Source organism: Rhizobium sp. CNPSo 3670, from assembly GCF_057784555.1.
This window is the reverse complement of sequence record NZ_JBXSOL010000010.1, coordinates 112,743-127,104: the sequence shown is the minus strand read 5'-3', so window position 1 is coordinate 127,104 and position 14,362 is coordinate 112,743. Positions and strand designations below refer to the sequence as shown.

Genomic DNA, 14,362 nt, shown 5'->3' with positions numbered 1-14,362 from the left:
CCGGCGCTCCACGCACCGGTCGGCGAACAAAGGCAATGGAGAGGAAAACGAAATGACGGCAATGTCTTTGATAGGATCCCGTTTCGGACGGACAATCCGGTCATTCGCGGCGGGCGCTGCACTGGTGGGGCTCGGGCTGACGAATGCAGGCCACGCCAGCGCCGCCGATCGCGTCAAGATCGAATGGTGGAATGCGGCAGGCGGCCGCTTGGCCGAAATCACCACCCAGCTGATTAAGGACTTCAACGCCTCGCAGGACAAATACGAGGTCGTCGGCATCGGCAAAGGCAATTACGAGGAGACCATGGCGGCGATGGTGGCCGCCTACCGCGTCCATCAGCAGCCGGTGCTGATCCAGGCCGCCGAGCGCGGGTTCCTCACCATGTACAATTCCGGCGCCATCATTCCAGTGCCGCAGCTGATGGAGAAGGAAGGCTACAAGGTCGACTGGAATGATTTCGTCGCGCCGGTCGCGGGCTTCTATCTGGTCGACGGCAAGCCGGCGGCGATGCCCTTCAACAGCTCAACGCCGATCTTCTGGTACAATGCCGATCACTTCAAGGCAGCCGGCTTCGACAAGCCGGGCGAGACCTGGCAGGAGCTCGACAAGCAACTGCGCGCTATCAAGGAGAAAGGTGTCTCGAAGTGCCAGATGGCGCTTGCGAACGACTTCTACTGGAGCCTGATCGAGAACTACGCGGCGATCCAGGACCAGCCTTACGGTACCAAGGCGAATGGCTTCGGCGGCCTCGACACCGAATTCATCTTCAACAAGAGCCCATTGATGGTCGGTCAGGTGACACGCCTCAAGACGTGGATGGACGCCGGCATCCTGCAGATCGCCGGGCAGGGGCTCTCGCCGGACCAGCTGTTCACCTCTGGAACCTGCTCGACTTATGTGGCCTCCACCGCGGCGCACGCCGCCGTCGAGAGCGGCGCGAAATTCAATTGGAGCGCAACGTTCCTGCCGCATGAGGAAGGCATCGAGCCGAAAAACAGCACCATTGGCGGCGGGGCGCTCTGGGTTCTCAAAGGCAAGTCGGAAGAAGAATATGCCGGCGCGGCGGCCTTCCTGAACTTCGTCGCCTCACCGAAGACGCAGGTCTGGTGGAGCAAGCAGACAGGCTATGTCCCGGTGACGAATACAGCCTATGAGCAGGCCAAGTCCGAGGGCTACTTCAAGGACCACCCGACCCGCGAGATCGCCATTCTCCAGCTCACGCGCGGTACCCCGACAGACAATTCGCGCGGCTTCCGCTTCGGCAATCATAACCAGTCGATGGCACTTCTGGTGGAAGAGATCCAGGGCGTCTGGACCGGCCAGAAGACCCCGCAACAGGCGCTGGATGCGGCGGCGACCCGCGGAAACCAGATCCTTCGCCAGTATGAGCAGCTTCATGCAGCAAAGTAGAACCTTGGGAAGGATGGAAGGCGCCGCGCGGCGCCTTCGCATCCCCGATCTTCTGTCGACGGGCCGCTCGGTCGCGCAGCCGTCGGAGCCCGGGTTGAAGTCCGCCCACTTCAACAGACCGTGTCTTGCCTTCGGCCTTGTCGCGCCGCAGCTGCTGATCCTGCTGTTCTTCTTTTTCATTCCCTCTTACAAGGCGCTATCGCTGGCCTTCGTTCAGGTCGATCCCTTCGGCGGCACCGAGATTTTCATCGGACTGACAAATTTCTACAATCTCTTCGCCAGCCCGGAATATCGCGGCAGCGCGCTGTTCACGCTCTGGTTCACCGTTGCACAGAACTGCGCGACGCTTCTGCTTGCCGGGCTGTTTGCCTTCGCGACCGATTTTGTGATCAGGGGCAGGGGGATCTACAAGAGCATCATCCTCCTTCCCTATGCGATCGCGCCTGTCATATCGGGCGTGATCTGGGCCTTCCTGTTCAATCCGGCGGTTGGGCCGATCGCGCAGCTTCTGCACGGGTTCGGCTTCGACTGGGATCCGAACCGGCGGCCTTTCGATGCGCAGCTGCTGGTGACCATCGCTTCTGTCTGGAAGAATGTCTGCTACGACTACATATTTCTCGTCGCCGCATTGCTTGCTGTGCCTGTCTCGCTTCTGGAAGCGGCAAAGCTCGACGGCGCAAGACCCGTCCGGCGCTTCTTCACGATTTCACTTCCGCTGATCTCGCCGACGATCTTCTTCCTCGTGGTGATGAACTTCGTCTACGGCCTGTTTGAAACCTTCGGCATTATCGACGCGGTCACCCGCGGCGGCCCGGCCGGGGCGACGAACAGTCTGGTCTACAAGGTGTATCAGGATGGTTTCGTGCAGCTAGACCTCGGCTCGTCGGCCGCGCAATCCGTGCTTTTGATGCTGATTGCCATCCTCTTCACCATCGTTCAATTCCGCGCTCTCGAGCGCAAGGTCAATTACCAGGTGTAGCCATGCCCGAACGCCATCTCGGTCTTTCGATCTTCTGCCACGCCATATTGCTGATCGGCGCGGCTTTTGTCTGCCTGCCGCTCTACTTCGCCTTCGTCGCCGGCTCGCTGACCTTGCAGGAGGTTCAGCAGGCGCCGTTCCCGGTGGTGCCGGGCTCGCATTTCTTCGAAAACCTGGCCGCCGCCTGGCAACAGGGCGAGTTCTCCCAGCTGTTCCTGAATTCGATCATCGTCACCGCCGGCATCGTCGTCGGCAAGCTGGCGATCTCGCTGATCGCCGCGTTCGGCGTCACCTATTTCCGCTTCCCGTTCCGCATGACGGCGTTCTGGCTGATCTTCGTGTCGCTGATGCTTCCGGTCGAGGTCCGCATTATTCCGACCTATGAAGCGGTCGCAGATGCGGCCGGGCCGATCCGCTGGCTGGCTGGCACGATCGGCCTGTCCGGTATCGTCGAAGACCTGACCGGATACAGCATCGAAGCCTCGTTGAAATGGACCATGGTCAACAGCTATGCTGGCCTGATCCTGCCGCTGATCGCCTCCGCCTCGGCGACCTTCCTGTTCCGGCAGTTTTTCCTGACCGTTCCCGACGAACTTTGCGAGGCGGCCAAGCTCGACGGCGCCGGCCCTCTGAAGTTCTTCAAGGATATCCTGCTGCCGCTGTCGAGCGCCAATATCGCTGCGCTATCGATCATCCTGTTTCTCTATGGCTGGAACCAGTATTTGTGGCCGCTGCTCTTCACCACCAACAAGGAGATGGGAACGGCCGTCCTCGGGCTGAAGCAGCTCGTCCCGGTCTCCGACTCCGCGCCCGCCTGGAACATTGCGATGAGCGCTGCGCTGCTCGTCATGCTGCCGCCGGCGGCTGTCATTCTCTTCATGCAACGCTGGTTCACAAAGGGACTGGTGGACTCCGGAAAGTAACACGCGACATCTCAAGGATATTCAGACGATGGTGCATATCATCGGCCACCGTGGCGGCCGCAATCTCTGGCCCGAGAACAGTCTCTCGGGCTTCCGCAAACTCGCGCAGATGCCTGTCGACGGCGTGGAGTTCGACATCCACCTGACGCGTTCGGGCGAAATGCTCGTCATTCACGACCCGACGCTGGAGCGCACAACGGATGCGCGCGGGCCGGTCGCCGATCTCGGCTCAGGAAAACATCGTGAAATCAGCCTCAAGGACAGTGACGGGGAAGCGATCCCCACCCTGGAAGAGGTCCTCGCCGTCTTCAAGAATACGCCCCTCGAGCTTCATATCGAACTGAAGACCCACGCCGATGGGACGCCTTACGAGGGGCTCGCCGCCGAGGCATTTGCCGCCGTCGAGCGGCTTGGTCTTATGGAGCGCTCGATCCTGACGAGTTTTCATCCCGACGTGCTTGCCGATATTCGCAAGGCCGCCCCTGGAATTCGCACCTTGTCGTCCTTCGACGCCAAGTCTGCCGAGCGTCTCGGCCTTGCGAGCGGCCTCAGCCTGATGATGCAATATTCGGATATCATCGCCGTCGAAAAGTCGCTGCTTCAGGCGAAGTGGGAGGAGATCACCAGGCTCGTGCCGCTCGACCGGCTCGGGGCCTGGGTTCCGAACGAAATGAGCGATCTCGAATATTGGCTTGCCAAACCGATCAGACAGATAACCACGGACCGTCCGGACCTCGCCTTGCAGGCGCGGGGGTGAGGCATGCTCAATAGCCGCATCGATTATCCCGGCATGTCAGGCACCATGGACAGCGTCGATCTCGTGATCTTCGATTGCGACGGCGTGCTGATCGACAGCGAACCGATTGCCAGCCGTACCCTGGCGGAAACGCTCCAAGGCGCAGGCATTGCGATCACCGCAGCGCAGGCTCATGTCAAGTTCACCGGCAATTCGGAAAGCATCATCGCCGAGATGTGCCGGCACGAATACGGGATCATCGATATCGCTACGTTGTTCGAAAAGTGGCATCTTCATCTATTCGAGGAATTCGCGCGCTCGCTGACGCCCATTGCCGGCATTGCCGAGGTCGTCAACAGTCTCGACCGCCCTAAATGCGTCGCATCGAACAGCACGATGCGGCGGCTGCGCAACAGCTTGGGCAAACTCGATCTCTGGAGCGCCTTTGGGGAAGGCGTCTTCAGCGCCGAATTCGTCTCCCGGCCGAAGCCGGCCCCCGATCTGCTGCTGCATTGCGCCGAGCGTTTCCGGGCCCGGCCGGCCAGATGCATCATGATCGACGACAGCGTTCATGGTGTGGCGGCAGCAATCGCCGCAGGCATGACGGCCATCGGATTCGTCGATCCGGCCGATCCGAGGCCGGGCCGCCGCGCCGTGCTTGATGCCGCCGGAGCCGCCGCCGTTGCGACTGGGGCGGGGGAGCTCCCCGCCATTCTGGAAAAAGTCGGAGGGAGGCTGTGATGGCGCCCCGGGCGGAGGGCGCGTTCAGCGCCAGCCTCCTTGCCATGTCGCCGTGACCGCGTAATGTCCCTGGAGGCGGGGATTTTTCCAGACAACAGACATTGAAGATCGACTGCAGCTGCTAATCAACCCGATCCTTGCCGATCCGAAACGAGAGATCATGAGCGACACATCTCACACCGCAGAAGCCGGCGCCAAATATGTCATCGGCGTCGATGTCGGCACCGGCAGCGCCCGGGCCGGCCTGTTCGATATGGCCGGCAGCATGCTTGCCTCCGCCAAGCGGAATATCAGCCTGTTTCATGAAGCCGGTTCCATCGTCGAACAATCGAGCAGCGAAATCTGGAGCGCCGTTTGCGCGGCTGTGCGAGAGGCCGTCGCCGCAGCCGGCGTCGATCCGGCTTCAGTGGTCGGGCTCGGTTTTGACGCCACCTGCTCGCTCGTCGTCCTCGGCGAAGGGGGCAAGCCGCTTCCAGTCGGGCCTTCGGAAGATCCGGACCGGGACATCATCGTCTGGATGGACCACCGCGCCGTCCCGCAGGCGGAGCGCATCAACGCCGTCGGGCATGACGTGCTGCGCTATGTCGGCGGCCGCATCTCGCCCGAGATGGAGACGCCCAAGCTTCTCTGGCTCAGGGAAAACCGCCCCCAGGTATTCGATGCCGCCTGGCAATTCTTCGATCTTGCGGATTTCCTCACCTGGCGAGCGACCGGCGACCTCTCGCGCTCGACCTGCACGGTCACCTGCAAATGGACCTATCTCGCTCATGAGAAGCGGTGGGACAGCGGTTATTTCCATCAGATCGGTCTCGGCGTGCTGGCGGAGGAAGGGTTTGCCCGCATCGGCAAAGTCATTGTCGAGCCCGGTTCGGCGCTCGGCCAGGGGCTGAGCGCGGCTGCGGCGGAGGAACTCGGGCTGACGCCCGGAACTGCCGTGGCAGCCGGGCTGATCGATGCTCATGCGGGCGGTGTCGGAACCGTCGGCGCCGATCCGCGAGCCAACCTTGCCTATGTCTTCGGGACCTCTTCCTGCACGATGACATCGACGACAGAACCGTCTTTCGTGCCCGGTGTCTGGGGGCCCTATTATTCGGCGATGGTGCCGGGCCTCTGGCTGAACGAGGGAGGCCAGAGCGCCGCCGGTGCGGCGATCGACCATCTCCTCTCCTTCCATCCCGCGGCCAGGGAGGCGAGGGAGCTTTCGAAGAGCGCCGGCGTTGCGCTGCCGGTCCTGCTTGCCGACATGGCCACCCGCAAGGCGGGCCGTTCTTCCGACGCCGTCAGGCTGGCGGCCGGGCTGCATGTCGTTCCCGAATTCCTCGGCAACCGTGCACCCTTTGCCGATCCGCACGCCCGCGCGGTCGTTGCCGGTCTCGGCATGGAACGGGACGTCGACAACATGGTCGCGCTCTACATCGCCGGGCTTTGCGGCATCGGCTACGGCCTCAGGCAGATCATCGACACGCAGGCCGAGGCGGGCGTGACCGTCGATAACATCGTCATCAGCGGCGGGGCCGGTCAGCACGATCTCGTCCGCCAGGTGCTCGCCGATGCGAGCGGCAAGCCAGTGGTGGCGACGAAGGCAGAGGAGCCGGTATTGCTGGGAGCGGCCATTCTCGGCGCTGTCGCCGGCCGGCAATTTGCCGATGTTGGCGAGGCAATGAGCGATCTCACCAAGGTGGAAAAGCGTTTTCAGCCGTCAGAAGGCGAGATTTCAGATCTTCACCGCAGGCGTTACGAAGCGTTCAAGGAGCTTCAGACTTTGGCGCGCAAGCTTCGCAGCGATGGCTGACAGCGCTGCGCGGCAAATGCCGCGAACTAGTTATTGATGGCGATGATCGCCCAATGGCTTTCCTCGCAGGCGTTGTCGTCGCAGACTGCACCCATCCAGACAGCGCCATTTGCAAGCATGACTCCTTCGCTGCTGACGAAGAGATCCTCATATTGCTGGCCGCCGACAGCGCGACGGGTCTCCGGCGTCACCAGATCGTCGAAATTCTCGATGAAATCCTCGGCGTTTTCGACATTATAGGTTTCGCCATCTGCCTTTACGCTCAGGGGATATTCGGCAAGGCCTGCGATGGTCTCGGCATCGCCGGTGCGCATCGCCTGGACGAGTTGGCGCAGCGGCCGGTCGATGCCGGCGGCATCACCGTGCAATTCCTCGATGCGGTTATAGACTTCACTATCCGACTGCGCGGCGGCGCGACCGGTGAAGGGCGTCGTTACCAGGAGCATCGCTCCGGCTAGGAGAAGGGCAGCAGGTAGACGCGACATAGAAATCTCCCGGCAAATGACATTATGCAGCATTATGGAATCTCAATCCGGTGTCCGCCTATCCAATTCTGGTGCGCCACCGGCCTTTCCCGTATAAAAATCTGCCGGGCCTGCTTGACGGCCTGATCGGATTGCCGCATAAAGGTCGCGAACCGTACCGTACGGTACGTATATGGGAGCCGTGACCGTGTCCGTCGATATTGCTGAGCCGAGCGAATTTTCGTCGCGCCAGAACGCCGTTCTGGAGCAGGCGCTGCGGCTGCTCGTTGATGGCGGCGAGAAGGCGCTGACGACCTCGGGTGTTGCGCGCGCCGCCAATTGCTCGAAGGAAAGCCTCTACAAGTGGTTCGGCGATCGCGACGGCTTATTGTCGGCGATGATCGCCTATCAGGCGAGCAAGGTGCGCACCTTCGAGCGCAACGGCGAACGGCTTACGGCGACGAGCCTGCACGACCATGTCGTCATCTTCGCCCGCGACCTGCTGGAAGTGCTCGCCGGCGACGTCTCGCTGGCGCTGAACCGGCTGGCGATCGGCCAATCCCACCGCGACGGCTCGAAGCTCGGCAAGCTCCTGCTCGAACGCGGCCGCCGCCAGATTGACCGGCGCGCCATGGCGCTGATCGATGCCGGCAAGAGGGCAGGGCTCCTGCGCTTTGCCGATGCCGACGAAGCCTATCACACGCTTTACGGCCTTGTCGTTTCCGACCTGCATGTGCGCATGCTGCTCGGCGAACCGGGCCTCAAGGATACCGCACGCCAGGCGGAGAGGGCGGTGACCGCCTTCCTCCGGCTTTACGGCACGGAGAAGGTTCTGGCGGAGATGCCGGCTCTCGGCTGATTTCGCCTTAATGACACTCAACAGGACAAGCACAAGGGAAGGAACTTCAAATGCGCGTCTATTACGATCGTGATGCCGATCTCAACCTCATCAAGGCCAAGAGGGTCGCCGTCATCGGCTACGGCTCGCAGGGCCGCGCCCATGCGCTGAACCTGAAGGACAGCGGCGCCCAGAACGTCGCCATCGCGCTCAAAGCCGGTTCGCCCACCGTCAAGAAGGCCGAGGCCGATGGCTTCAAGGTCATGACCGTCGCCGAAGCCGCCGGATGGGCCGACCTGATGATGATGGCGACGCCGGACGAACTCCAGGCCGACATCTACAAGTCAGACATCGCTCCGAACATCCGCGACGGCGCTGCCATCGCTTTCGCCCACGGTCTCAACGTTCACTTCGGCCTGATCGAGCCGAAGGCTTCCGTCGACGTCGTCATGATCGCCCCGAAGGGCCCGGGCCACACGGTTCGCGGCGAATACCAAAAGGGCGGCGGCGTTCCCTGCCTCGTTGCCGTTCATCAGAACGCCTCCGGCAACGCCCTTGAACTCGCTCTCTCCTACGCCTGCGGCGTTGGCGGCGGCCGTTCCGGCATCATCGAAACCAATTTCCGCGAAGAATGCGAAACCGACCTTTTCGGCGAACAGGTCGTTCTCTGCGGCGGTCTCGTCGAGCTCATCCGCGCCGGTTTCGAAACGCTGGTTGAGGCTGGCTATGCGCCTGAAATGGCCTATTTCGAGTGCCTGCACGAAGTGAAGCTGATCGTCGACTTGATCTATGAAGGCGGCATCGCCAATATGAACTACTCGATCTCCAACACGGCCGAGTGGGGCGAATACGTCACCGGCCCGCGCATCATCACCGAAGAAACCAAGGCTGAGATGAAGCGCGTGCTCAAGGACATCCAGACCGGCAAGTTCACCTCCGAATGGATGCAGGAATACCGGTCGGGTGCGGCCCGCTTCAAGGGTATCCGCCGCAACAACGACAGCCATCAGATCGAGGAAGTCGGCGCCAAGCTGCGCGGGATGATGCCCTGGATCGGCAAGAACAAGCTGGTCGACAAATCGGTCAACTAAGCTGTTTCAGCGAAGCAAAACGGAAAGGCCGGAGTAAAAGCTCCAGCCTCCAGACTGCAGATAACCCCCGGCTGAGCTGGGGGTTATCTGATTCATTGCGACATACTGAAGAAAGCTGCTCCCGAACCAAGAGGCGAGCTGCGGTTTGTTGGGAACGGAACTGGAGTTGGTCGGTTAGTGGAATCTATTCGATCTGCTTCAGGGACCAGATGTCTAAGGCCGGAATTCTTACCTTTCATCGCTGCATAAATTATGGCTCCTATTGGCAGGCACGCTGTCTGGCCGAAGGCCTCGCGTCCATGGGAGTAGAAGCCGTTCTTCTCGAACACATGTCTGATCGCGTGAACCGCGCGGAATGGCAATGCGCGCTGAAACCGCTGCTTCCTGCCGCAACGCCGAAGGAAGACTACCCGCTCTACAAAGCAAAGATCCGGAAATTCTTTCAATCGTTTGCCAGCTTGCCTCTTTCATCGCCGTTTCCCTTGGAGAACCCAGCCGCGATGGACGACTATTCGCTCATCGTCGTCGGCAGCGACGAGGTGTGGAACCTTCGCCATCCCTGGTATGGCGGGTATCCGGTGTTTTATGGAGAAGGCCTGCGATGCGGGCGTGTTGTCTCCTATGCCGCGACGTTTGGAAGTCTGACATCGTCGGAGCGACTGGAGGGGTGGGCGGAAAAGCTGCGAAAGTTCTCTCATATTTCTGTCCGGGACCTCCATTCGGAGCGGATCATCCGCGAGACATTGGGAATAGAGCCCGAACTCGTTCTCGACCCCTGCCTGCAATTTCCGCAGACGATGAAGGCGAGCCGGGATGACGGGGAGGCGGCAGCCTATATAGCCGTCTACGGCCACAGTTTTCCCACATGGTTTCAGGATACCGTGCGCCGGTGGGCAGGAGACCGGGACTATCCGCTCGTCAGCATCGGCTATCGGAACGATTGGGCCGATGAGCAATGGATTGACGCCGGCCCGGAGGACTTCGCCAGCTTTATTTCCGAAGCAAAGGCTGTCGTGACGAACTTCTTTCATGGATGCGTGTTCTCGCTGGTCAACGATAAGCCGTTTGCATGCGTCCTCTCAGATTACCGTTCCAACAAGATTCGCGATCTAACGCGGCTCGTCCGAGCTGAAGATCATGTTCTGACCGAAGATACGACTTCCACGCATCTGGATGGCATCCTCGGTAATCCCCTTCCTATGGGCATTTCCGAGCGGATATCTTCGCTGCGCGACACATCCAACGCCTATCTCAGCCATGCCTTGCAATAGCTCCGGTCAAAAGAATCGGCTCGCGCCAGGCATCGCTCCCAAGGATATTGCAGGCTCCGGCTGCTGCATCGGCTGCGGCTCCTGTGTCGCAAGGTCAGCGCGACCTGATGTGCACATGGAACTCGACCGGTACGGGCAGATGAAGCCGGCAGGCCCGAAGACGTGGTTGCAGGCCCGTGATGAAGATTTTGCGCGAATTTGCCCGTTTTCACCGGTGGCCCGGGACGAGGATGAATTGGCGGCCGAATGTTTTGCCGGTGCGAAAAACCGAGACCCTCTGCTGGGTCGTTACGAGGCTGCCTTTGTCGGCTATGTCGAGGAAGGGGAGTACCGTTCGAACGGCAGCTCCGGCGGAATGGTCACCTGGGTGGCAGCGGAATTGCTGCGCCTGGGGCTTGTCGACGGTGTTGCTCACGTCAAGGAGAGCGATGATCCGCAATCGGAACGGCGCCTGTTTCATTATTCGCTGTCACGTGATCTGCAGGAACTTCAGGCGGGCGCTAAATCTCGATATTATCCAGTCGAGCTTTCCGGAGTGCTTCAGTCCATTCGCGAGGCGCCGGGCCGGTATGCCGTGGTTGGGATTCCTTGTTTCATCAAGGCGGTGCGACTGGCCTGTGCCGATGACCCAGTATTGAAGGAGCGAATTGCCTTCACGCTTGGGCTGTTTTGCGGCCACATGAAAAGCGCGCGAATGGCCGAGAGCTTCGCATGGCAGATGGGGCAGGACATCGGGAAGGTTAAACGGCTCGACTACAGGAAGAAAACCCAGGATCGGCCTGCGAATTGGTATCGGGCTCAGCTGACACTCGAAAACGGCGAGACGTGCGCCCAGGACTGGTGGCATCTGGTCGATGGGGACTGGGGTGCGGGTTTTTTTCAGAATTCTGCCTGCAATTTCTGCGACGACGTCGTGGCAGAAACCGCAGATATCGCTTTCGGGGATGCCTGGAAGGAGCCCTACTCCTCTGATGGAAGAGGAACGAACGTGGTGATCGTCCGCTCAACAGCACTTCTAGATGTGATCCATGCGGGGATTGCTGAGAACAGGATCGCACTGTCTTACGTCGATTCCGACTTGGTCGTAGCCACCCAGGCCGCCGGATTCCGCCAGCGTCGCGAGGGCCTCGCATTCCGGCTGACCTGGCCTCGTATGGGCATGCGCCCGCGAAAACGCGTCCGTCCCGGCAGACATGGCTTGTCCCGACAGCGCATGGCGGTTTACATCATGCGCTATTGGATCAGCTTCTGGAGTCATCGCGTCTTTTCGATCGCCGTTTTCTTGCAAAGCCCCAGACTTTACATTCTGTGGGCTCGTGCTGCCTTGGCATGCTATCAGGGGGTCGCCTATTCCCGAGGACCGATCGGCAGGATAGCCCAGAGCCTGGGTTTAGCCGGCTCCGAGGGACGCACGTGATTCAAGCCCCAGCAATCGGGCTGCTGACTTGGCAACGCGCGACACATATCCGCTATCCCTGCGTGGTGCGTAACGTTCGACCATTTCTTCGCAGAAGCCGGCGAATTCTTCGGGCACCAGGGGCGCACTGGTATGGTGCGGCGCGATACCTCTATGCTCCGGCGTGAAGCAGAACGTCACCGTTACGTCGAAATCTTCGAGGGCCTGCATCTGCCGGTCGAACCAATCGAGGGCGTTGGGCCGGAATCGGTCCGCCCAGGAAAGTCCGGTGCGCACAGATTTCACGCCTAACCGCCTCATCCAGGCAGCAGCCTCATCCAGCCGCGGGTCTTCGAAGTGGAACCATTGCACCAGCCCTAAATCAGGCGTGTGTTTGGCAAACTCCTCAAGCGCCGGTTTGGGCGTTCCGTCTTCGCGCAGAATGCCCATATAGTAGTGCCGATAGTAGGAGGAGCCTTCGGCTTCGCGATGACGCGTTGTTGCCTCCCATGATCGAGGCAGGTCGTAGAGGCTGTACCATTGGCAGCGCTCGACTTTGCCCTTGAGCAACTCGGCAGTTCGTTGAAGGCCCCACAATTGCACTTCCTCCGCACCGAAGGTCGAGACGCCCACTTCGCTGACCCAGATCGGCAGATCGGTGACAGCGCGTATTTCGTTGATTTTCTCCGGCCACTCATGAATTTGCCAGAGATTCCAGTCGAGGGGGAAACCATGCAGCGCGACGGCATCGAGGTGATCGAGCACGCCGTAATTCTTCATGCGGCTGATGAAGAAGGGGTCGATTGGAGATATTCCGCCGAGCACCTTCGTCAGTTCCGGATTCTTGGCTGCGATGGCATCGGCCGCCAGGATTGCCATTTGCGCAAACAGGCTCCATTCAGGATCGATCTCCGGATCCCAGTGCGATTTGTTGTTCGGCTCGTTCCAGATCATCGTGGCTTCGATCATTTGACTTCCCCGGGCAGGATTTAACGAACGGGTTATAAGGTCACTTCGTTGAGCGTCATCACTTTTGCACCCCAGTCGCCGACCACAACGGTGGTGACGGAGGCCGGTGCAATATCAAATCTGGACCAAGCGTCGATTGGCAGTCCCAGAACATGGCTGACAGCCGCCTTGATGACATCGGCATGAGACACTAGCGCTAAGCGCCTATCGTTGCCGCGACGGGCCAATGTCTCTATGAGCCCGAAAATCCGAGTTTGGACGTCCAGCATCGTCTCGCCTCCTGGCGTGCGGACGAGGCTGCGTGTGGTATTCCATCGGCGCCAAAGGGGATCATCATTGAGAACTTCGAAGGTTTTTCCGGACCAGTTGCCGAAATTCACTTCGTCCAAAGCATCGTCCGTTTGCGGCAGAGACAGGCCACAGGCTGATGCGATACCTACTGCAGTCTCCCGTGTTCGTTCGCGCGGGCTGGTGTAGATCTCATTGATGTCCTCTCGGCGCAGCCTCTCCCCGAGACGCTGAACTTGCGAGCGTCCGGATTCGCCAAGCGAAATACCGGCTGTACGGCCCGCCAGGAAATTCCCGACATTGTCGTGCGCTGCGTGACGTACCAGGAAGAAGGTTGCCGTCATTCCGCGGCTCCGAGCAGAACATCCTCCTCATCGTCGATGAAATTCTGCGTCCGGCGGCGGGCCTCGTAATCGGTGAACTGCTGCGGCGGCGATTTCATGAAGTAGCTCGACGGCCCTGTCAGAGCTCCGCCCAGCCCTCTGTCGAGGGCCAGTTTCGCGCAGCGTATTGCATCGATGACAACGCCGGCGGAATTGGGCGAGTCCCACACCTCAAGCTTGAGCTCCGCATTGAGCGGCACGCCGCCGAAAGTGGTGCCCTCGAGCCTGATATAAGCCCATTTGCGATCAGTGAGCCAGGGGACGTGGTCACTTGGTCCTACATGTACATCGTCGGCAGGAAGCGGAATATCCAATTGGCTGGTGACCGACTGGGTCTTGGAGATCTTCTTTGATTCCAGCCGCTCGCGCTCCAACATATTGAGGAAATCAGTGTTTCCGCCGAAATTGAGCTGATAGGTGCGATCCACACGGACGCCCCGTTCGCGGAAGAGATTGACGAGCATTCGGTGGACGATCGTTGCCCCCACCTGGCTCTTGATATCGTCGCCGATGATCGGCAGCTTCCGGGCGGCGAACTTCTGCTGCCATTCCGGTTTGGAGGCTATGAATACCGGAATGCAATTGATAAAAGCGCAACCTGCCGCCAGCGCCTGTTCGGCATACCACTTGGTTGCTTCTTCGGAGCCAACGGGAAGATAGGAAACTAGCACGTCCGTCCCGGTTTGCCTGAGGATTTCCGCTACGTCCGCCGGCGGCTCCGCCGATTCCTCGATCCGATCCTGGAGATACTTCCCTATCCCATCCATCGTCCTGCCGCGTTTCACCTCGACGCCAAGCGGAGCGACATCTGCGAAACGCTGCGTGTTGTTTGGTTCGGCGTATATCGCCTCCGCGACATCGCGCCCTACTTTTGAAGCGGCGACGTCGAAGGCCGCGGATATCTCAATATCGTGCACATGATATCCGCCGAGATCAACGTGCATGAGACCTGGAACCGGCTCGTTTTCCCGGGCGTTATCATAGTAGGTAAGTCCTTGAACCAATGACGAGGCGCAATTGCCAACTCCCACCAATCCAACACGAATGGATTTCGAACGCATGGTTCCCTCCAAGGGCTGC

General features: G+C 60.3%; 14 protein-coding genes. 10 read left to right on the top strand and 4 right to left on the bottom strand.

Annotated features, from left to right (window positions below):
* Positions 1–52 precede the first annotated feature (52 nt).
* The 6 genes from AC13QO_RS12920 to AC13QO_RS12895 all read left to right on the top strand — a co-directional run bounded on the left by AC13QO_RS12920 (position 53) and on the right by AC13QO_RS12895 (position 6,582).
* Positions 53–1,411 carry an extracellular solute-binding protein gene (locus tag AC13QO_RS12920; RefSeq protein ID WP_488540819.1) on the top strand — a complete coding sequence of 453 codons (1,359 nt, stop codon included), beginning with the start codon at positions 53–55 and terminating at the stop codon, positions 1,409–1,411.
* Between the two features lie 13 nt (positions 1,412–1,424).
* Positions 1,425–2,390: an ABC transporter permease subunit gene (locus tag AC13QO_RS12915; RefSeq protein ID WP_488540844.1), complete on the top strand. Its 966-nt coding sequence runs from the start codon at positions 1,425–1,427 to the stop codon at positions 2,388–2,390.
* A gap of 2 nt (positions 2,391–2,392) precedes the next feature.
* The gene (locus AC13QO_RS12910) at positions 2,393–3,313 is read left to right on the top strand and encodes an ABC transporter permease subunit (RefSeq protein ID WP_085778696.1); all 921 of its coding nucleotides are present in this window, start codon (positions 2,393–2,395) and stop codon (positions 3,311–3,313) included.
* A 28-nt stretch (positions 3,314–3,341) separates the two neighbouring features.
* The gene (locus AC13QO_RS12905) at positions 3,342–4,070 is read left to right on the top strand and encodes a glycerophosphodiester phosphodiesterase family protein (protein ID WP_085778695.1); all 729 of its coding nucleotides are present in this window, start codon (positions 3,342–3,344) and stop codon (positions 4,068–4,070) included.
* 3 nt (positions 4,071–4,073) lie between these two features.
* Entirely contained in the window at positions 4,074–4,790 is a 717-nt protein-coding gene (locus tag AC13QO_RS12900; RefSeq protein ID WP_085778694.1) for an HAD-IA family hydrolase, read from the top strand.
* A gap of 160 nt (positions 4,791–4,950) precedes the next feature.
* Positions 4,951–6,582 carry an FGGY-family carbohydrate kinase gene (locus tag AC13QO_RS12895; RefSeq protein ID WP_085778693.1) on the top strand — a complete coding sequence of 544 codons (1,632 nt, stop codon included), beginning with the start codon at positions 4,951–4,953 and terminating at the stop codon, positions 6,580–6,582.
* Between the two features lie 26 nt (positions 6,583–6,608).
* Here AC13QO_RS12895 and AC13QO_RS12890 read toward each other — a convergent pair whose 3' ends face one another.
* Positions 6,609–7,067, bottom strand: a complete 459-nt coding sequence (locus AC13QO_RS12890; RefSeq protein ID WP_085778692.1) for a hypothetical protein — start codon at positions 7,065–7,067, stop codon at positions 6,609–6,611.
* A 172-nt stretch (positions 7,068–7,239) separates the two neighbouring features.
* On the opposite strand from AC13QO_RS12890, the gene AC13QO_RS12885 reads away from it, so the two are divergent.
* From AC13QO_RS12885 to AC13QO_RS12870, 4 genes are all read left to right on the top strand, one after another.
* On the top strand, positions 7,240–7,905 hold the full coding sequence (locus AC13QO_RS12885) for a TetR/AcrR family transcriptional regulator (protein ID WP_176536237.1): 666 nt from the start codon (positions 7,240–7,242) through the stop codon (positions 7,903–7,905).
* A 50-nt stretch (positions 7,906–7,955) separates the two neighbouring features.
* Positions 7,956–8,975: a ketol-acid reductoisomerase gene (gene ilvC / locus AC13QO_RS12880; protein WP_085778691.1), complete on the top strand. Its 1,020-nt coding sequence runs from the start codon at positions 7,956–7,958 to the stop codon at positions 8,973–8,975.
* 209 nt (positions 8,976–9,184) lie between these two features.
* Entirely contained in the window at positions 9,185–10,246 is a 1,062-nt protein-coding gene (locus AC13QO_RS12875) for a polysaccharide pyruvyl transferase family protein (protein WP_085778690.1), read from the top strand.
* 115 nt (positions 10,247–10,361) lie between these two features.
* Positions 10,362–11,663 carry a Coenzyme F420 hydrogenase/dehydrogenase, beta subunit C-terminal domain gene (locus AC13QO_RS12870; protein ID WP_085778689.1) on the top strand — a complete coding sequence of 434 codons (1,302 nt, stop codon included), beginning with the start codon at positions 10,362–10,364 and terminating at the stop codon, positions 11,661–11,663.
* Here AC13QO_RS12870 and AC13QO_RS12865 read toward each other — a convergent pair.
* From AC13QO_RS12865 to AC13QO_RS12855, 3 genes are read right to left on the bottom strand one after another with little or no spacing between them, the layout of a single operon-like run.
* Positions 11,637–12,611, bottom strand: coding sequence for a beta-xylosidase (locus tag AC13QO_RS12865; protein WP_085778688.1), 975 nt, complete (start codon positions 12,609–12,611; stop codon positions 11,637–11,639). The genes AC13QO_RS12870 and AC13QO_RS12865 overlap by 27 nt on opposite strands.
* Before the next feature lie 32 nt (positions 12,612–12,643).
* Positions 12,644–13,243, bottom strand: a complete 600-nt coding sequence (locus AC13QO_RS12860) for a histidine phosphatase family protein (protein ID WP_085778687.1) — start codon at positions 13,241–13,243, stop codon at positions 12,644–12,646.
* On the bottom strand, positions 13,240–14,343 hold the full coding sequence (locus tag AC13QO_RS12855) for an inositol-3-phosphate synthase (protein WP_085778686.1): 1,104 nt from the start codon (positions 14,341–14,343) through the stop codon (positions 13,240–13,242). Before AC13QO_RS12855 ends, AC13QO_RS12860 begins: the two co-directional genes overlap by 4 nt.
* Positions 14,344–14,362 lie beyond the last annotated feature (19 nt).